Consider the following 16,623-nt stretch of genomic DNA (forward strand, 5'->3'; position numbering starts at 1 on the left):
CTTGTCGGTGGAATGAGAATGGGGCGCGGCCCCGGCAACGTTGCTGCGATGAGACGTTCAGGCGCTCAGGCGTCGAGGAACGCCAAAGCCTTGGCCACGAAATCGGTATGGTGCTGGAAAATGCCGCCGTGTCCGGCGTCCTGGTAAATGATCAGTTGCGCGTTGGGGATTCGCTTTGCCAGCTCAAGCGAGTTGACAGTGGGCACCATGATGTCGTTGTCCCCGTTGGCTATCAGCGTCGGCATACGCAGGCGACCGAGTTCTTGCGGCGCCTGCTTGCCCCACGCAGTAATGGCTTTCAATTGCCGTAAAAACGCGCGGGGTGTCGGGCCTTTGTCCCGGTCTTGCCGGCGCTCTTTCAATCGTTGCAAATACTCGGACGCGGCGCGTTGTCCGTTGGCCGTGGTGGTAAAGAACAGGTAGAACTTGGGATCTCGTAGCGTCAGCAGCCCCTTGATCATTAACGGCCAGGTTACCGAGCCGACGTTGTCGATGCCTGTGCCGCCGGCCGGTCCGGTTCCGGTGAGGATCAGCCTGCGCACGCGTTCGGGAGCTTTCAGGGCAATGTCTTGAGCGACGAAGCCGCCGAGTGAAAAGCCGAGCAGGTCAACCTTGTCCAAACCCAACGCACGAATAAAGCCGATGGCATCGTCAGCCATCTCACCGACGGTCAATGGCGCGGCGCTACCCGAGCCACCGATACCGCGGTAATCGGTGGTGATGACACGCCGGTTTTTTGCCAGACCGTCAATGATCCTGGGGTCAAAGTTATCCAGCACTGCCCCCCAATGGTTGAACATGACCAACGGGACCTGCGTTCTGGGTCCCAGATCACGATAGGCGAAAGGTATCCCGCCAACCAGAACCGACTGGTTCGCCGCGTTGATAAATGACGACTGCGAACCTGGATGATTGCTTCTAGCCAAAAGAGTCATGTTTATTCCGTCCGATTGCGGGGCGAGGCCGACCTGCTCTACAGGGTTCAGACTTGAGTCAAATAGCGTTGCGCCACGGCGGACTGTCTGATCTGCGACAAAAGACCCTGACGTGCGGTTTGCAGGGCATCCCAGCGCTCGCCTTCTTGCAACGGAGGAATGGTCACCGGTTCGCGGCGGTCGAAGCCGACCAGTGCGGCATCGACCAGATCATCCACTTCCATGATTTCGCTCAAGGTGTTGATGTCGATACCGGCGCGGTCCCAAATCTCCGTGCGGGTGGCGGCGGGCAATACGGCTTGCACATAAACACCCTGAGGCGAAAGTTCCAGGCTCAGGCCTTGGGAAAGGAACAGCACAAACGCCTTGGTCGCCCCATAGACCGACATGCCAAACTCAGGCGCCAGACCCACCACCGAACCAATGTTGATGATCGCGCCTTCACCTGCTTTGGCCAGGCGTGGCGCGACGGCGCTGGCGAGTCGCACCAGCGCAGTGGTGTTGAGGGCCACCAGTTGCGCAATGCTGTCGGTGCTTTGTTCGATGAAGGTGCCGGACTGCGCGGCACCGGCATTGTTGACGAGGATGCCGATGCGCTCGTCATCCCGCAGGCGCGTTTCGACAGCGTGCAGATTGCTGAGTTGAGTCAGGTCGGCCGGAACCACCTCAATGGCGACGCTGTGTTCATCACGCAACCTTGCGGCGAGCGTTTCCAGGCGCGAGTGGTCGCGGGCGACCAATACCAGATCATGCCCGCGTTGGGCGAAACGTTGGGCATAAACCGCGCCGATGCCGGTGGAAGCGCCAGTGATGAGAACGGTAGGACGAGTAGTCATGATGTCAGCTCTTTTTTCGGGAACATGAATGGGAATGGATGCACGATCAAAATCAGGCTCGATCAGCTTGTGCCTGGTTCGCGACTTCGCTGGATTCGCCAAGCGTCGGGTAGTCGATGTATCCCGCCGCACCGCCGCCGTAGAGCGTGGAAGGGTCAAAGGCGGACAGTGGCGCGCCGGTTTTGAGCCGCTCCACCAGATCAGGGTTGCCGATAAAAGGACGGCCAAAGGCGATCAGGTCGGCCTTGTCATACGCAAGGCGTTCCGTGGCCAGGCCCAGGTCATAGCCATTGTTGGCGATGTAGGTGTTCTTGAAGCGCTGACGCAAGGCACCGAAATCAAAGGGCGCCACGTCGCGAGGTCCACCGGTCGCGCCTTCGACGACGTGCAGATAAACGATGTCCAGAGCATTGAGTTGATCGACGATGTAATCGAACTGAGCCTGCGGATCACGGCTCGATACACCATTGGCCGGCGAGACAGGCGAAAGGCGAATACCCGTGCGATCAGCACCAATCTCGGCGACCACGGCAGCCGTCACTTCCAGCAGCAGACGCGCACGGTTTGCGATTGAGCCGCCGTACGCATCAGTACGCAGGTTGGAGCCGTCCTTGATGAACTGATCCAGCAAATAGCCGTTTGCACCGTGGATTTCCACGCCGTCGAAGCCTGCTGCAATGGCGTTTGCCGCCGCTTGGCGGAAATCGTTGACGATGCCCGGCAATTCGTCAGCTTCCAATGCTCGCGGCTCGGAAACGTCCTCGAAGCGGTTGTTGACGAACACCTTGGTCGCAAGACGAAGCGCGGAAGGGGCTACCGGCGCCGCGCCGTGCTGTTGCAGATCGACGTGGGAAACACGGCCCACATGCCACAGTTGCAGGAAAATTCTCCCGCCCTTGGCGTGCACGGCATCGGTCACCTTGCGCCATCCCTCTATCTGAGCCGGTGTGTAAATGCCTGGCGTGTCCTGATAGCCCTGTCCCTGCTGGGATATCTGCGAGGCTTCGGAAATCAGCAAGCCCGCGCTGGCTCGCTGGCTGTAATAGGCAGCAGCAAATTCACTCGGTACAAAGCCTTTTCCGGCGCGATTGCGCGTCAGCGGGGCGAGCACCACGCGGTTTGACAGCGTCAGGGCGCCAAGCGTGTAAGGGGTAAACAGATTCTGGTCGCTCATGGGTGTTTGTTCCGTGCCCGTTGGTGAATTTCATATTGCTGGCAATTAGGATGATGATCGAAATCTAAGCTGTCAACAACTTTGATTATGAACAACATCTATGTATTATCAACCCATGAATTTCCAAGCGGTAACGAGGTATCGAACATGCGAGTGACCAAGGCCCAGGCCCAGGCAAATCGGGAACACATCGTCGAAACGGCCTCGGTCATGTTTCGCGAACGCGGCTTTGACGGTGTCGGCGTGGCCGACTTGATGGCTGCTGCCGGTTTCACCCATGGCGGTTTCTACAAACATTTCGGTTCGAAGGCCGACTTGATGGCTGAGGCCTCGGCCAACAGCCTTGCGCAATCGCTGATCAGCGCTGAAACACTGAGCATCAAGGACTTCATCGATGTGTATGTGTCCAGGGATCATCGCGACGGGCGCGCCACGGGTTGCACCATGGCGGCGTTGTGCGGCGACGCTGCGCGTCAGTCCGACGATTTGAAGTCAGCATTTGCTGAGGGCATTGAGCGCACGCTGCAAACGCTCGGTGAAAAATACCCGACCGGGCTGGATGCGCCAGCGGGCGAGGCTAGGGAGAAAATGATCGACCTGCTGGCGCGCGCGGTCGGTGCGATCATGTTATCGCGTACCTGTCCTGACGACTCGGCGCTGGCGGATGAAATTCTGTCGGTGTGTCACGCGAAGATGACCGCATCATTATCTATTCAATCGTAGGTTCATTTCGTATAGGGAATAGATGGTTGTCAGCACAAGACGTGCTGACTTGCTTCATTTCGTCTTTGGCCGACACGAATGAATGCCTGCTTTTGGCCGGTTTCTGCCTGTCACCAAGGGCTGCAATCGACCCGAAGCAGACATTGCTTCTATGCCGTTTCCAAACCAGACAACTTCTGGTCCACGCTTGTTTGAAACATTCGAGGGGCGGTCAACGGCAAAGTCTGTGCGATGGCAAATCCAATTTCCATAAGCGTAAATCCAAGGATAAGAAAACTGGCACCATGCGCTACTGCAAAGAGTTGCCACACAGCAAACAGTATTCGCGCCAGCGCGTCATATAAACCCACAGTACGGCTTGGATGCATTATCCGCCAAAGTGACCAGACCACGACGACGCTACCCAACAGATTGGCCAAGAGCATTGCGGCCCCCTCTAAGGTCGGCGCCGGGCGGTCCAATGCCAAGGCGCCGGATAACGCTGCGAAGCCTTTGAAAACCAGTGATGCTGTCCAGGGCGTCATGAAGCCCGCCGTAACTATCAGGTCGTAGAAGGCGCTAGCCCGGACAATGTGTAGATTGTTCTTTACGCTGGTCATAATCATCACTCACAGTTTGGGCCCTCAGGCTAAAGCCTGGTCTTAGGTCCAGAGTCAACGCGAGTATTGAAAGTCATGAGAATCGGAGAAGTGGCAACGCGTTCGGGTGTCTCGGTCGACGCACTGCGGTTTTATGAAGAGAAAGGGTTGATCAAGCCTCAGCGTGCTGCCAACGGCTATCGGCTTTATCCAGAGCAGACGCTACAACTGGTGGGCTATATCAAGTTGGCGCAGCAGCTGGGATTTTCGTTGGCGGAGATTGGCGAAAATTTGCCACTACTTTGGAACAGCGAAGAAGTCTCTAAACACCTGCTGGCTCAGTTATTTACTGAAAAAATCGCTTTGTTGGATGAGCGCATCGGGCAAATGCAGGCTCTGAAAAATCTACTGGCCGAACGAGCAACGCAAGTATGTCCTTTGCTGGGCGACGGGCCGATTTCACCGGCTTGACTGGCTGCTCCTGGCCGATAACTGTCCCGTCCTGAATAAGGTTTACACCTTCTGATCTTTTTTCAGGAGGACGGAATGGACACAAGAAAAAGGCGCAGTCAGCGTGATTACACGCTGACTTTTAAATTGTCGGTCGTCGACCAGGTCGAAAAAAGCGAGTTGAGTTATGAAAGAAGCTCAACGGGGCTAAGGGATTCAGGGTCGGTCGACGGTGTTGATGTGGTTACGTAAGCATGGCGTGGACAGCAACCGCGCATATCCTTGGGCACCTATTCCGAAATCAGCCTGAAAGAAGCCCGCGAGCGTCGAGACGAAGCCAGATCTCTTATCGCCAAGGGAGTTGATCCTCGATCACAGCATCGTGAAGAAAAGCGCGCCGCCAGTACTGGTACTGTGAAAACCTTCAAAGTCGTAGCCAATGAGGGCATGCCTTCAAATCGCCATGCTGACCGCAAAGAGGGGCGGCGTCACCCAGTCGCGCATGTACCTGGATAAGGACCTGATTCCCGCGCTGGGGAAAATCCCGGTTGCCGACGTGCTAAGTGCAATGCGTCGGGTTGAATCCAGAGGGGCATTGAACGTGGCCTCGACAGTGTCGCACCGGGCTGAACGAGATATTTCGGTTCGCCATTGCGCCGGACTGCATAGTGACAAACCCGACCTCAGACCTGAACATCGTGGCAATGAAAGAGCCGCCGGAGAAACTCAACTCAATGTTTCGTCAGGTGGAGCTGAAAGAATTTTTCTAGTGGCGCCGAGTAAATTCAACGGGGCGGGGTACACGAAAAGCGCTATCCGCATCCCGGCCGAAGGTGTGAAGCAGTTCCAGAAGGTGATCAGAGCAAAGGGTGGGGAATAGAGTGCCGGGCCTATCTGGTGCCGCTCTCGCGGCAGGCGGCTGAAGAGGTGCGTCAGGTGCATGATCTGACCGAGCGCTACAAACTGCTGATCCCAGGTCGGAGTGACCCGTGCATGCATTTCTCCGTGCCGCACACGGCGGCAGCATTTGATGAAAGCCAGGGCCGATCTACGCCGGCCGCACTTTTTTAATGATGTGAATGGCGATGCAGCCGGTGGCTGTAAGCCAGATGAATGTGCCGATAGCGGCGACAAGCAGGGTGGGCACTGAGCCCACTTCGAACATCGGCGGCACTCCGTAGGCGAACCAGAATCCGGTGATGACAACGTAGAACAGGGCGGCCATGAGCAGGCCGAATAGTTTTATTGCGAACATAGCGTTCTCCTTGCCGCACGTAGCGGCAGCGCTGGATTGGTTGGTTTTTTCAAGACGTTTTGTTGAGGCTAGCCACGTCGTCGAGAGCGTTGTCGACAAGATCAAGCAGCGGCACGCTTGATCCTGACGCTCTCTCTAGGAAGTTTTTGCGGTCTCAAGTGCCTTGATCAGTAACTCAGTAACCACCTCGGCGGGGTGCAGAAACACGGGTTACCGTGATGCTGACCAGCCCCAAACCTTGGCCGTACAATCCATTTCTGAGTTTTCTGGACCAATTTCGATTTTTTCAGGTCGTCCTAGGTGATGGTAAACAGTCGCCCACGCCACCGCGTCACCAGGGTTCAACACGAACGGGGCCGGCATTATACCGAAATTGTTGGCATCCCCTACACGCTCGCCACCCGTGTGAGCCTTGAGCTAGAGCTGTCGGCCCTCATAACGCTGCTCGCTTTCGACTTCCGGGACATCGGCAGACGAGTTCTCTGGCTTTGTCTTCTCATCCGCAGCCAGGACAGCCTGATAGCCCTTCGCATCCTGTTCATTGGCGAAACCCTTGAGCACGCCGAAACCTTCGTGATTGACCGCGCGCACCACCAGGAAGCACCGCTGGTTGCCGTTGGGCGCGGAGGGGAGTGCATGCGAGTGGTGTTGGAGGGGAAGGAGCGCGCTGTTAACTCAGCGTTGGATTTGGTTTTTTGGCTTGCTGCATCTCACCAGTGAATCATTGAGCAGCTTCACGGTCATATCGCTGACCTTTGCTTTTAGGACGTTCAAATGAAGCGTGCAGTAGTAATGCTCATGGCCATTTCAGGCGCTCTCTTGTTGGGAGGCTGCGGGCCTCACTGGGACGACGGAGAAAGATACGGTCGTGATCGGGGTTATGATCATGGTCGTGGATACGACAGAGGGTATGACCGAGACTATGACGATGATCGAGGGCGTGACCGCCGATATGATCGTCGTGACAATGATCAGGGGTATGAGCGCAATCGCGATCGTGACGATAGAGACGACTAACCTGCTCTGATCTTCCTTCTGCGTTTCTTCGGTCATTTTTCCGCTGCACCCTGACTCACCAAGACTCATCCGTGAAATTCCCAGGCCCGCTACTGGCGACGGCCTGGGTTGAAACATCAGCAGTGCATAGTCACGAGGGTTGGGCCTACCGGTTGCCCGACTGATGCCCGGTCACATCGTCGGCCCTACTGTCCGCTGCCTGTATGAGTGTTGGGCGCAACCTTCAGGCTTGCTGTTGCGCGCGGGTTTTGAGGCGAAGAGGCGACTGAAGTACGATCCCGCTGGTACATCGACGACTGGTCTGGGGCATGGTGTTCTCCGGTTGGTGGTTCAGATGACCGGAGCTGATCCCGGCATGACTCGACGGCTTTCGCCTGCATGCGTGCGAGGGCCAAGAGTTGAAACCCCGATCCACCTATTTCAACAACCTCTTCCTGCCTTTTTTCAGTCGGCCAGCAGCCTGTTCGCCTGTGAGTCAGCACCTCACTTTCATCTCCGTTGTTGCAGTGATGCAGGTGGCCGGCTCTGGGCGGGGTGTTCGTCCGCATCGGGGGTGTGATCTGCGCGACGTCGTCACCTCTGGCTCTGCCTGCGCCGGTTTCTGCCCGGCGTGCTGATTACAAGTCAGGTGCCTTGCTTTGCTGCAGATCACATTCCGATGCAGCCTGGCACCAGGAGCTGAGCCATGCTCAAACCCATCAGGCTCGCCTGCGCGACCGTCTTGCCACTGCTGATCTGCGGTTGTCAGTCCTTCTCGACGCCACGGATGCAGCCGGTGGCTGTACAGCGCCAGCAGCGTGGTTTGACCCAGCGCATGCTCAACGAATTGTCGGGATTACCGATGCCGGAGACCAAGGATTGATAGCACTGCAAGCGTGTCAGGCCTTCGTGCGAGCAGTCACGCGATAATCATTTTCTATGACTGGTTTCTGACCCGCTATATTGAACTGATTAATTTAAGGAGGGTGGGGGGATGCTTCAGCAACTAGTCACGGACGTTCTGAGATCAGAACTTCGAGAAGATCTAAGGTTTAGGTTTCCTGGTGAGGAATGGGATCGAATACATGTGCCAGAACCACTAAAGTCGGTGCTTGCGGGATTGCAACTAGTAAAAGAAAGTGTTGGTAGGAGCTTGAATTTAGGGGCTTCTCGGTCAACTTTGCAAATTGATAATATTGCTCAGGCTCTTATTTCGAGAGCCTTGGATAAAGGTGTGGAGGAATCCGTTGGCGATCTGTTTGAATTCTTAAGTCAGGATTACAGTCCCTGTATAGATATTGTTTTGCTGCGCGGGATTAAGGTTCCCTGCACAGTTGAATTGCTTGAGAATGTGTTTATCAGTAAGCCAGAAGATGTGCCTTCGGAAACATTAAAGCGTTTTATTGCCGAATACCCACTTAAGCTAACGCCGTTTAGTTTTATGTCTCCAACCTCACCGGTGGACTATACAGCGCCAGCTAAGTTGCCTGATTCTGTACTGTTTCGACTAAAGAAAGTATATCCGAAATTTTTTCAATTTGACGACCCTGCATGTCAAGAGTTTGATATGAAAGACCTTGACTTTTTTAAAAAAATATCGGAGCTGCTTACCATAGTTTGTCCTGCAATACCCATCAATCGACGTGACTACTCGGAGCTGCAAGCAGGATCGTTTTTACAAGGTTTTACGCCTCGCAACTTCATGACGTCATATCGGGAGGCTGGCAGTGGCATCTGTCATGACGCAAGCATTGAAGATTTAGAATTGCTAAAAAAGGTGCTATCTGCCTACTTAGAACTGGATGATAGGCTCCGTGATAAGCTTGATGTGCCGATACATAGACTTAATGAGGCGGTCCGACATGATAATCCGGTGGATCAGGCAATCGACCTAGGTATCGCACTAGAATCTCTGTTGTTAAATGATCAAGGTGATAGTGTTCAGCTCTCATTGCAATTTCGACTTCGAGGTGCTTGGCTTTTAGGTCACGATCTTGTCAGTCGCAAAGAAATTCATAACCACCTACGTGATCTTTACAGCTATCGCTCGACTGCTGTCCATTCTGGGAGATTGACAAAAAAGTCAAAAGAGTACAAGCGAGCGCAAGAAAGGCTTACAGCTGGCCTGCAGTTGTGCGCCGATGCGATCAAGGCTTTGATATTTGCAAAGGAAGTAAGCTGGGAAAATGTGGTGTTAGGCGGTGAGATCTAAATGTTTAAACTGGATTTGGGGAGGTTGCGAGACAGAATCTACGGTCCTCGTGTTGGAAGATGGATAGCTGAGTTGACGGCACGGCGTTGTAGCGCTCGAGCGGCGGATAGCCGACGGAGTTGACCAGGGCATTGGGCATGCTCAGCGCTGCCACGAAGTCGTGAATGCCGCTGTATTGGGAAAGTCGACCACACATACCAGCCTCCGCCTGTCGAAATCTCCCACAAGAAAATTGACCGCAGGCCTGCTTTCAAATTAACTGTATGTTCGTACAGTTTTTGTAAAAGGTGCGTCATGAGCTTTTCAATTCTAGGTCCAATTTCAGAAGGCGGCGTGAAGCTGCCTTTCTGCTCTTTCCAGGTGCCAGCCGGTTTTCCGTCGCCGGCAGCCGATCACATCGAGCAGCACATCTCATTGGATGAGGTCTTGAACATCCGCGCGCCGCACGTCTACCTGGTCGCCATCACCGGCGAAAGCATGCAGGGCGCCGGCATTCTCGAGGGTGACCTGGCGGTGGTTGATCGTTCGATTGAACCCGCTCATGGCCACATCGTGGTGGCACTGCTGAACAATGACCCGGTCTGCAAGCGCCTGTGCAAGCGTGGTGCGGAGCTGATCCTACTGTCGGAAAACCCCAAGTACCCGGCCCGTTACATCCTTGAAGGCGACGATCTGACGATCTGGGGCGTGATCACCAACACCGTGCGCAGCCATGTCTAAGCGTCAGGAGCCGGTGTTCGCGCTGATCGACTGCAACAGCTTCTATGCCAGTTGTGAGCGGGTGTTTCGCCCGGACCTGGTCAAGGTGCCAATTGTGGTGTTGAGCAACAACGACGGCTGTGTGATTGCGCGCAGCTACGATGCCAAGCCGTTCATCAAAATGGGCGAGCCGTACTTCCAGATCAAGCACAAGCTCGAGCAGCACGGCATCGTCCCGTTTTCGTCCAACTACGCGCTGTACGGAGACATGAGCGAAAGGGTGATGAGCCTGATTGAAGCCATGGTGCCGGCGGTCGAGGTGTACAGCATCGACGAAGCCTTCGCCGATCTGACCGGCATGACCGAGTTGGATGCGTTCGGCCAGCGGATTCGCGCCCAGGTGCTGCGCTGCACCAGCATCCCGGTCGGTGTTGGTATTGCCCACACCAAGACCTTGGCCAAGCTGGCCAACCACACGGCGAAGCGTCTGCAGGTGCAAACCGGCGGGGTAGTCAACATCTGCGATGCCGCCAAGCGTGACTGGGTGCTGCGCAACACCGACGTGGCCGAGGTTTGGGGCGTCGGGCGCCGGATGAAACTGCACCTGGACACCTTGGGCATCAAGACAGCAATGGACCTGGCCAAAGCCGATCCGTGGATGTTGCGCAAGAAGTTCAGCGTGGTGATCGAGAAGACCGCCCGGGAACTGGCTGGCACCCCGTGCCTGGAATTGGATGAACCCGACCCACCGAAGCAGGAGATCTGCTGTAGCCGCATGTTCGGCAAGCGCCTGAAGGAGTTGTCGCCCATCAAGGAGGCGGTGGCCACCTACATGATGCGCGCCTCGGAAAAGCTCCGCGCTCAGGGCTCGCAGTGCAGGAAGATCCGCGTGAGCATCCGCACCGGCATGTTCAATCCGGAGGAAGCCAAGTACGCCAACGGTGTGGTGGTCGACCTGCCGTACCCGACCGACGACGTGCGGCTGCTGACCAGGGCGGCGGTCGATGCGCTCGAGCATGTCTTCAGGCCGGGATTCAATTACAGCAAGGCCGAGGTAATGTTGCTGAGCCTGTGCCAGCCGGGCGAATTCACCGAGGATCTGTTCGCCGCGTCACAGCCGGGTGCTTCGACCAAGCTGATGGGGGTACTGGATCAGATCAACGGCCGCTGGGGCAGGGGGACGCTTCGCTCTGCCAGCGTGCCGAGCCATCCGGATTGGGCTATGCGACGTGAAATGATGAGCCCGAGCTATACGACTCGGCTTGATCAGCTGTGGCAGGTTTCATGCAGATGACGGGAGCGGCGGTGTTAGGGCGGGAGAGGAGGAGCAACCTATGCTCGCTCTGAGCCCCAATCCAAAGTATTGATTGAATGGCTGTTATCGACCCAAAGCGGACGTTAGCCAAGGTCTGCTTTCAGTCAATATTCGCTTTCCTGTAAAAGTAGGATTGATTAGGATAACTGTCCACTTAAAGAATGACGTCCATGAATATTCGCCAAAAAGAAGTGTGCGATAATCCTACTCTAGGTGCACTGTGGGAGAGGTCGGTACGTGCCACTCATGATTTCCTGAATGAGGATCACATCCAGCGCTTGCGGTACCTCGTCCAAGAAAGTTATCTGCTTATGCCTGAACTCGAAGTATGGGTTTACGAAGACGGTATTGGAATTGCTGGCTTCATCGCCACCAGTGGCCACAATGTAGAAATGCTGTTTATCGACGCGGATAGGCGCGGCCAAGGCATTGGCCGAATACTGCTGGATCATGCACGTGCTCGGCACCCTACCCTAAGTGTCGATGTTAATGAGCAAAACCCACAAGGCGTGGGGTTCTACGAACATTATGGCTTTATACAAACCGGACGCTCACCTTTAGATAACGAAGGCAACCCTTTTCCGTTATTGCATATGGCGTTGAGAACACAACAAAAAATAGAGACGATACAAAATGCTTGAGTTATTAAAGGGGGAAAGTCAAGGTGTGAGGGTTAGGCCTCGCTGGCCATCATCAAAAGTATTAATCGAACAAAGCACCTTTATTAAGATGATCGAGGCTCAGTCAATGCTGCCTCCGTCAATTCGTTTGCTTATCGTCCGAGGGTATGAAAGCAAAAGCAGTAACCTTGGTTTCTTTCGAATATTATCGCGATGGTTAGGTATCAGAGTATTTTGCACCTTTTATCCAGAAAGGAAGAATGAAGTAAGCGATATATTCGGATCTAACGGGCATGACGTAGACGGAACACATGTCGATGTGTCTATTGTATTGAATGGAAAAAGATTACGATTTCTACCATTTGGCGTATTTACGTCATTAACTCGGCAAAAGGCAGTCGCAGCGGAGCACCTTGTTGTTATTCATGTGGTCAAGGATGCATTGAGACAATGCGGCTTTGAAATTCATAAAAATCAAACAGAAAGCATGCAGATTCACTGCGACTACAAAGGATAGAGCAACACCATTAACTAATCGTTCTTGCAACAAGCTGTCCCATAATCATTGCTCTTCCGATTTGGGGCGAAGCGTACCGAGCCGAACGTCCGCTTTTGTCCCAGAGTGTGTAAAAACACAACTACGCTCAAAAAACCTGTATCGAATTTTTATTTCGTTGTACGTTGAAGGCGCTGGCGGCCTTGAACTGAATGATGACCGTCCCGGGCTACAACACTCGCAAAGGAATGCACATGATCGATGCTCCCGCCGTTTTGACAGTCTTTTTGGTTTACCTGGCCGGTGTCGTTATTCCAGGGCCAAATTTCGTTGCAGTAGTCCACAAAGCGGTAGCTGCTACGCGGTCAGAAGCTTTGGCCTTGGTAGCAGGCATCGTATTGGTCAATTTATTCTGGGCCACCTGTGCAATTGCAGGTATCGGCGTTGTATTTGCTGCGTTCCCTTGGGCGGCGCTGATCGTAAAAGTTCTGGGGGCAGCCTATCTGATGTGGTTTGGATTCCGACTGCTGCTCAAGGCCGGGAAGAGCGCGCTTGCCCCCTGTAATAATGCGGTCGTCAGAAACTTTCGGCAGTCATTCATTCAGGGGGTTGTTACGAACATTGGCAACCCTAAATCCATGGCCTTCTATGCCGCTATTTTCTCAGCGGCAGCCCCCACCCACGTTTCACCAAGCACGTTTTTGTCGATGCTGGCAGTCGTAGTGATGGTTTCGATGACTTGGTATGGAGTGGTCGCAATCGCTCTTTCGCAACCTGAGATCGCTTCAGCGTATCGAAGGAGGAAAAAAGCTATTGATCGATTATGCGGTGGTTTGATTTTGTCTCTAGGGGTCCGGCAGCTGGTTCAATAAGTCTACGATTGAGTATCTATCCAGCCCGAAAACCCTTGCTATGATTTCTGAGGATTTCATCGCAAGGGGGTAGTGGTCAACTAACCCCGGACACGACGTTAAGTTTTTTCTCGGCCTGAGCTGGCGCCAGCCCAGCGTTGAATTGATGGGGTCGAATCCAGTTGTACCGATGCATCAGATAGTGGCTGATGTCTCGGTGGGCTTCTTGAGCCGTCATGTAGCCCACGGTCGGTATCCATTCAGTTTTCAAACTCCGAAACACACGCTCCATCGGCGAGTTGTCCCAGCAATTTCCACGACGACTCATGCTCTGGCGCATGCGGTACCGCCAGAGTCGCTGGCGAAACTGGCGGCTGCCATATTGCGAACCCTGATCCGAGTGGAACAGTAGCCCTTGAGGCTTGCCGCGTTGCTCGCAAGCCATATCCAGCGCTTTACGGGTATTGGTTGAATCGAAACAATTTCTTTAGGCACGACTTCGTCCTTACCGCTAAAGCGGCTATACATTGGAGCGGAGAGGGAGGTATCGTCCGCCCCGGACAAATAGAAGCTGCGACGTGGTCGTTTGAGCGCGGTCACTCAATATTAAGGATTGATCTTGTGCCGAATTCAGTGATTATTAAGAGAAAGGTATTGTTCGGTGACTGCGATCCTGAAGGGGTGGTCTATACACCCAGGTTCTCGTACTTTGTTGTCGAGGCTGTTCATGATGCGCTTACTGTGTGGCTTGCCGGTCCCGGACTAAGAACCCTGCTAGGCTTTGATCTACTGCCTCCAGCAAGGGCCTTCTCGCTAGAGTTTCTTCATCCGGTCACTTGGGACGACGAGCTTTCGATGAAAGTAAGTGTTTCCAGTGTTGGGCTTCACTCGTTCACCTTTATAGTCGAGGGTCATGTAGCGCCAGATGTCATGGCATTTACTTCTAGCCTTACACACGTTTGCATCTCGCCGGTCACTAGGAAAGTTATTGAAGTTCCTGAGCAACTTAGGGTGCTTCTCCAATCTTGAGCGTTGTAGTTCCTCGGGCGAGACACCGTGATCACCGGGCACTAAGTGGTGCTGCTTTGAGATAAACTTCATGCAGCCACCTGCTGCCATTCTTGGCGCAACGCTTCCTGAATCGCTTCAACGACCCGAAGCAGAAACGTGTATTCGTGGCTTTCTTCGAAAGCATGCTGCGCACCGGGTAGTGCCACTCTTCGCCGAAGAGCTCGGTCATTAGCTCGCTGTGGTGTCAGCACTCGTTTGTTGATTCGATGTTGCGCCGGTCGTCGACCCGGTTGAACAGCCGGCGTGCGTCTTCTGTGTCAAGGCGACCTTCCTCCCGGTCCGACAAGTTTCGGTCGCGCCGTCGTTCAAGTACGCATTTGATGGCCAGGTTTTCCAGTGTATCGTCGGTGAACCGGGTGCTGCTGATCCCGCGATCAAGGCAATTGAGTACGTACTGCGCATCGCAGTTGCTGACGAACTCGGCAACCGTGCGCGGCCCCATGCCATTCCCGTATTCGCCATGAAAACATTATGCTCTGTACGAAAACTGCCTGCGTGTCGATCATGCTGCGTTAAAAACAGGCTCGGAATGCTCATTTACAACCCGTAAACTCCGCTTCCTCGCCTGTTTTTGCCTTGCCTGATCGCCACTCGGCGACTTTTCGTACAGACCCTAGGTGATCTTCTAAATCAGGTCGTTCTATCTTTAGATGGAGTGGGCTGAAAGTGCGTAGAGAATATACAGATAAATCAGAGAATGGTGTTTATCCTACGATGAAGATATTAATAGTCGCACATAGCTCTAGGTATCTGTCTTTGGGTGGGCGCTTGCTTAATAGCTATGCTGATGTATCTTGATGTTTGACAAGTTAAATCCTAGGGGTGGAAGTGCTTTGAGTTGGTATCTTGTGTTCTGTTGCTTTCTAACTCGCCTGCATATCCGAAACTAAGGAGCGGTGTTGGGCAGTCAGTGATTACTGGCTGGTAGTTGGCGGCTGTCAATGTCGATTGTCGCAAATTCATAGCATGGAGCTCTCACTTAATGGAACCAAGTAAATTTTACCAGACTGCAGCAATCTATCCATCCGAAGAACTTAAGGGGAAATTGTCAGAGGTTGCTAAGGTAGTAGCCTTTGAACAAAGCAAGACAGTGAAGGCGAGGACGGGTGCGCAAGACATTCGCCCAAGAAGTACCTCGTCGATCAATGAGAACTTGATTTCTCTTCCTGAAGTTACCGCCAAAGAAAGAAAAATGGTCGAGTATACATTGCTCTGGATTCAGCGAGTGACATTGGGTATAGCAAAGCAGCATGGCTGGAGTGAAAGCGATTGGTCAAATATCGATAAGAGAAACTCCAAAGAGTATTGGGGATTTGTCACGACGGCTATTGTTGAATGGACGCAGTGGGCGTTGATTAGTTACAACAATCAGCAAGTGGTTAACCAGAGGGATAATAGTGGTCAAATTGAACTGTATAAAATTGTTCAAACTGCCGTTGGCTTGATTCTTGGTAAAGGGGCGAGTGATGCCATGGCGCTGTTTGCACAGCAAATGGCGATTGATACCAGTGTGCCGGTAGATAATGTGGGTACGTTTTTCTGGAATAATAAATTCAATCATCGAGAGTCGTCTCAGTGGGCGATTGGTCCAGTGATACGTGAAGATGATGGTTACTTGAGTACGGCTTATGCCTTTACCTATATGACATACACGCAGAACAGTTGGAGGGCTCTGTTTGTCAAGTCGCATTATGAGTCGTTCGACTTGCTGGTTAAGGGGTTGGCGATTAGGTTCTTTGAGTCAGGGTGGGATCTTGTTTCTGACGCTGTTTATGAGAGGCTGAAGGACTTGCTGGAAGAGTCTATTGAGAATGCTCCGTTTCCTTAGTTCTTAACAGGTAGTTTAAGGGCTTGTACCTCTTGATAGAGGTATTCCCTCAGCACTGCATGTTGATCAGCGGCGCTTTCGAGTTAATCGATTCCGCCGCTGATCAATATAGGGAGTGGCAGTAGTCAGGGGTGCTCCATTGTTTTATTCTCCAGTTTCGCACGGTGTCTGCCTCGAGCCTGGTTCTAATTCACTCGAAAAGCTCGGTCGACGTCCTCCTGACGTAGAGCCATTTGCTCGGCCCATTCCTTGGGTACAATAGCTCACTCCTATCTCTGGTCATCTCCATCGCCAGAACCTCCTGCGGCCATAACATCAGCCAGCATGCGTCGCACTACCAGTCCTCCCGTCGACGGAATACCTTGATCAAGTTGTATCTTTAGCTGGCCGATTCTGTTGTCAGTCATTCAGCTATAGGGCAGGTGAGAAAAGTGTTAGTTTCGCTATATCAGTTTGAATCTATATAGCCTTTTCTTTCTGGCCGATGTTTTGGGCTCGGCTAGACTCGAGCTTGCTTAAGAGGTGACGCTGTAAATCGGGGCGACAAATCGACGCTGAAGTGTCAGGGCTGGATGCCAGGATTG

Annotated in this window: 20 protein-coding genes and 3 pseudogenes; 14 read left to right on the top strand and 9 right to left on the bottom strand. The window is 53.5% G+C overall.

The window, feature by feature from the left end:
- Positions 1 to 65 precede the first annotated feature (65 nt).
- From AABM54_RS12655 to AABM54_RS12665, 3 genes are read right to left on the bottom strand one after another with little or no spacing between them, the layout of a single operon-like run.
- Positions 66 to 935 (bottom strand): alpha/beta hydrolase, encoded by an 870-nt coding sequence (locus AABM54_RS12655; RefSeq protein WP_347905988.1) that lies wholly within the window; start codon positions 933 to 935, stop codon positions 66 to 68.
- Between the two features lie 47 nt (positions 936 to 982).
- Entirely contained in the window at positions 983 to 1,771 is a 789-nt protein-coding gene (locus AABM54_RS12660; RefSeq protein ID WP_347905989.1) for an SDR family oxidoreductase, read from the bottom strand.
- Between the two features lie 52 nt (positions 1,772 to 1,823).
- Positions 1,824 to 2,945, bottom strand: a complete 1,122-nt coding sequence (locus AABM54_RS12665) for an alkene reductase (RefSeq protein ID WP_347905990.1) — start codon at positions 2,943 to 2,945, stop codon at positions 1,824 to 1,826.
- A 147-nt stretch (positions 2,946 to 3,092) separates the two neighbouring features.
- Here AABM54_RS12665 and AABM54_RS12670 point away from each other — a divergent pair, with 147 nt between their 5' ends.
- Positions 3,093 to 3,668 (top strand): TetR family transcriptional regulator, encoded by a 576-nt coding sequence (locus AABM54_RS12670; protein WP_347906176.1) that lies wholly within the window; start codon positions 3,093 to 3,095, stop codon positions 3,666 to 3,668.
- A 149-nt stretch (positions 3,669 to 3,817) separates the two neighbouring features.
- Here AABM54_RS12670 and AABM54_RS12675 read toward each other — a convergent pair whose 3' ends face one another.
- Positions 3,818 to 4,267, bottom strand: a complete 450-nt coding sequence (locus tag AABM54_RS12675; protein ID WP_347905991.1) for a hypothetical protein — start codon at positions 4,265 to 4,267, stop codon at positions 3,818 to 3,820.
- Positions 4,268 to 4,342: 75 nt separating this feature from the next.
- Between AABM54_RS12675 and AABM54_RS12680 the strand changes: the two genes are divergently transcribed.
- The 3 genes from AABM54_RS12680 (at position 4,343) to AABM54_RS12685 (ending at position 5,576) form a co-directional block, all read left to right on the top strand.
- Positions 4,343 to 4,717 (top strand): MerR family transcriptional regulator, encoded by a 375-nt coding sequence (locus AABM54_RS12680; RefSeq protein WP_347905992.1) that lies wholly within the window; start codon positions 4,343 to 4,345, stop codon positions 4,715 to 4,717.
- Between the two features lie 261 nt (positions 4,718 to 4,978).
- Positions 4,979 to 5,212 (top strand): integrase arm-type DNA-binding domain-containing protein, encoded by a 234-nt coding sequence (locus AABM54_RS26905; RefSeq protein WP_367576137.1) that lies wholly within the window; start codon positions 4,979 to 4,981, stop codon positions 5,210 to 5,212.
- Positions 5,160 to 5,576 (top strand): hypothetical protein, encoded by a 417-nt coding sequence (locus AABM54_RS12685; RefSeq protein ID WP_347905993.1) that lies wholly within the window; start codon positions 5,160 to 5,162, stop codon positions 5,574 to 5,576. Before AABM54_RS26905 ends, AABM54_RS12685 begins: the two co-directional genes overlap by 53 nt.
- Positions 5,577 to 5,744: 168 nt before the next feature.
- Here the strand turns inward: AABM54_RS12685 and AABM54_RS12690 are convergent, their stop codons facing one another.
- Positions 5,745 to 5,951 carry a hypothetical protein gene (locus AABM54_RS12690; protein ID WP_347905994.1) on the bottom strand — a complete coding sequence of 69 codons (207 nt, stop codon included), beginning with the start codon at positions 5,949 to 5,951 and terminating at the stop codon, positions 5,745 to 5,747.
- Between the two features lie 300 nt (positions 5,952 to 6,251).
- On the opposite strand from AABM54_RS12690, the gene AABM54_RS12695 reads away from it, so the two are divergent.
- Positions 6,252 to 6,671 carry a hypothetical protein gene (locus AABM54_RS12695; protein WP_347905995.1) on the top strand — a complete coding sequence of 140 codons (420 nt, stop codon included), beginning with the start codon at positions 6,252 to 6,254 and terminating at the stop codon, positions 6,669 to 6,671.
- Positions 6,672 to 6,758: 87 nt separating this feature from the next.
- Here AABM54_RS12695 and AABM54_RS12700 read toward each other — a convergent pair whose 3' ends face one another.
- On the bottom strand, positions 6,759 to 7,004 hold the full coding sequence (locus AABM54_RS12700; protein WP_347905996.1) for a hypothetical protein: 246 nt from the start codon (positions 7,002 to 7,004) through the stop codon (positions 6,759 to 6,761).
- A 633-nt stretch (positions 7,005 to 7,637) separates the two neighbouring features.
- On the opposite strand from AABM54_RS12700, the pseudogene AABM54_RS12705 reads away from it, so the two are divergent.
- Together AABM54_RS12705 and AABM54_RS12710 are read left to right on the top strand one after the other, a co-directional pair.
- Positions 7,638 to 7,877, top strand: a pseudogene (locus AABM54_RS12705) (lysis protein); the annotation flags it as partial.
- A gap of 64 nt (positions 7,878 to 7,941) precedes the next feature.
- Entirely contained in the window at positions 7,942 to 9,159 is a 1,218-nt protein-coding gene (locus AABM54_RS12710) for a hypothetical protein (RefSeq protein ID WP_347905997.1), read from the top strand.
- A 55-nt stretch (positions 9,160 to 9,214) separates the two neighbouring features.
- Here the strand turns inward: AABM54_RS12710 and AABM54_RS12715 are convergent.
- A pseudogene (locus tag AABM54_RS12715) lies at positions 9,215 to 9,355 on the bottom strand (DUF159 family protein); the annotation flags it as partial.
- Between the two features lie 98 nt (positions 9,356 to 9,453).
- Between AABM54_RS12715 and AABM54_RS12720 the strand changes: the two are divergent.
- The 5 genes from AABM54_RS12720 (at position 9,454) to AABM54_RS12740 (ending at position 13,161) form a co-directional block, all read left to right on the top strand.
- Entirely contained in the window at positions 9,454 to 9,879 is a 426-nt protein-coding gene (locus AABM54_RS12720) for a S24 family peptidase (RefSeq protein ID WP_347905998.1), read from the top strand.
- Positions 9,872 to 11,152, top strand: a complete 1,281-nt coding sequence (gene umuC / locus AABM54_RS12725) for a translesion error-prone DNA polymerase V subunit UmuC (protein ID WP_347905999.1) — start codon at positions 9,872 to 9,874, stop codon at positions 11,150 to 11,152. The genes AABM54_RS12720 and umuC overlap by 8 nt, the downstream gene beginning before the upstream one ends.
- A 191-nt stretch (positions 11,153 to 11,343) precedes the next feature.
- Positions 11,344 to 11,814, top strand: coding sequence for a GNAT family N-acetyltransferase (locus AABM54_RS12730; protein WP_347906000.1), 471 nt, complete (start codon positions 11,344 to 11,346; stop codon positions 11,812 to 11,814).
- On the top strand, positions 11,807 to 12,310 hold the full coding sequence (locus AABM54_RS12735; RefSeq protein ID WP_347906001.1) for a hypothetical protein: 504 nt from the start codon (positions 11,807 to 11,809) through the stop codon (positions 12,308 to 12,310). The genes AABM54_RS12730 and AABM54_RS12735 overlap by 8 nt, the downstream gene beginning before the upstream one ends.
- Positions 12,311 to 12,543: 233 nt before the next feature.
- Positions 12,544 to 13,161: a LysE family translocator gene (locus AABM54_RS12740; protein WP_347906002.1), complete on the top strand. Its 618-nt coding sequence runs from the start codon at positions 12,544 to 12,546 to the stop codon at positions 13,159 to 13,161.
- Positions 13,162 to 13,237: 76 nt separating this feature from the next.
- Here the strand turns inward: AABM54_RS12740 and AABM54_RS12745 are convergent.
- A pseudogene (locus AABM54_RS12745) lies at positions 13,238 to 13,615 on the bottom strand (DDE-type integrase/transposase/recombinase); the annotation flags it as partial.
- A 146-nt stretch (positions 13,616 to 13,761) separates the two neighbouring features.
- Between AABM54_RS12745 and AABM54_RS12750 the strand changes: the two are divergent.
- Positions 13,762 to 14,169 carry a thioesterase family protein gene (locus AABM54_RS12750; protein WP_347906003.1) on the top strand — a complete coding sequence of 136 codons (408 nt, stop codon included), beginning with the start codon at positions 13,762 to 13,764 and terminating at the stop codon, positions 14,167 to 14,169.
- A gap of 226 nt (positions 14,170 to 14,395) precedes the next feature.
- Here the strand turns inward: AABM54_RS12750 and AABM54_RS12755 are convergent, their stop codons facing one another.
- The gene (locus AABM54_RS12755; protein WP_347906004.1) at positions 14,396 to 14,653 is read right to left on the bottom strand and encodes a hypothetical protein; all 258 of its coding nucleotides are present in this window, start codon (positions 14,651 to 14,653) and stop codon (positions 14,396 to 14,398) included.
- A 540-nt stretch (positions 14,654 to 15,193) separates the two neighbouring features.
- Here AABM54_RS12755 and AABM54_RS12760 point away from each other — a divergent pair.
- On the top strand, positions 15,194 to 16,039 hold the full coding sequence (locus tag AABM54_RS12760) for a hypothetical protein (protein ID WP_347906005.1): 846 nt from the start codon (positions 15,194 to 15,196) through the stop codon (positions 16,037 to 16,039).
- The last annotated feature ends 584 nt before the right edge of the window (positions 16,040 to 16,623 follow it).

This window comes from Pseudomonas purpurea (genome assembly GCF_039908635.1).
Classification (GTDB): Bacteria; Pseudomonadota; Gammaproteobacteria; order Pseudomonadales; family Pseudomonadaceae; genus Aquipseudomonas; species Aquipseudomonas purpurea.

What these genes read in the sequence shown, in the direction of transcription:
- AABM54_RS12755 (WP_347906004.1), bottom strand. Translation starts at nt 14,653, where the DNA reads ATGGGGCCGCGCACGGTTGCCGAGTTCGTCAGCAACTGCGATGCGCAG.
- AABM54_RS12760 (WP_347906005.1), top strand. Translation starts at nt 15,194, where the DNA reads ATGGAACCAAGTAAATTTTACCAGACTGCAGCAATCTATCCATCCGAA.
- AABM54_RS12740 (WP_347906002.1), top strand. Translation starts at nt 12,544, where the DNA reads ATGATCGATGCTCCCGCCGTTTTGACAGTCTTTTTGGTTTACCTGGCC.
- AABM54_RS12730 (WP_347906000.1), top strand. Translation starts at nt 11,344, where the DNA reads ATGAATATTCGCCAAAAAGAAGTGTGCGATAATCCTACTCTAGGTGCA.
- AABM54_RS12735 (WP_347906001.1), top strand. Translation starts at nt 11,807, where the DNA reads ATGCTTGAGTTATTAAAGGGGGAAAGTCAAGGTGTGAGGGTTAGGCCT.
- AABM54_RS12660 (WP_347905989.1), bottom strand. Translation starts at nt 1,771, where the DNA reads ATGACTACTCGTCCTACCGTTCTCATCACTGGCGCTTCCACCGGCATC.
- AABM54_RS12710 (WP_347905997.1), top strand. Translation starts at nt 7,942, where the DNA reads ATGCTTCAGCAACTAGTCACGGACGTTCTGAGATCAGAACTTCGAGAA.
- AABM54_RS12670 (WP_347906176.1), top strand. Translation starts at nt 3,093, where the DNA reads ATGCGAGTGACCAAGGCCCAGGCCCAGGCAAATCGGGAACACATCGTC.
- AABM54_RS12665 (WP_347905990.1), bottom strand. Translation starts at nt 2,945, where the DNA reads ATGAGCGACCAGAATCTGTTTACCCCTTACACGCTTGGCGCCCTGACG.
- AABM54_RS12655 (WP_347905988.1), bottom strand. Translation starts at nt 935, where the DNA reads ATGACTCTTTTGGCTAGAAGCAATCATCCAGGTTCGCAGTCGTCATTT.
- AABM54_RS12700 (WP_347905996.1), bottom strand. Translation starts at nt 7,004, where the DNA reads ATGACCGAAGAAACGCAGAAGGAAGATCAGAGCAGGTTAGTCGTCTCT.
- AABM54_RS12675 (WP_347905991.1), bottom strand. Translation starts at nt 4,267, where the DNA reads ATGACCAGCGTAAAGAACAATCTACACATTGTCCGGGCTAGCGCCTTC.
- umuC (WP_347905999.1), top strand. Translation starts at nt 9,872, where the DNA reads ATGTCTAAGCGTCAGGAGCCGGTGTTCGCGCTGATCGACTGCAACAGC.
- AABM54_RS12690 (WP_347905994.1), bottom strand. Translation starts at nt 5,951, where the DNA reads ATGTTCGCAATAAAACTATTCGGCCTGCTCATGGCCGCCCTGTTCTAC.
- AABM54_RS12685 (WP_347905993.1), top strand. Translation starts at nt 5,160, where the DNA reads ATGCTGACCGCAAAGAGGGGCGGCGTCACCCAGTCGCGCATGTACCTG.
- AABM54_RS12720 (WP_347905998.1), top strand. Translation starts at nt 9,454, where the DNA reads ATGAGCTTTTCAATTCTAGGTCCAATTTCAGAAGGCGGCGTGAAGCTG.
- AABM54_RS12680 (WP_347905992.1), top strand. Translation starts at nt 4,343, where the DNA reads ATGAGAATCGGAGAAGTGGCAACGCGTTCGGGTGTCTCGGTCGACGCA.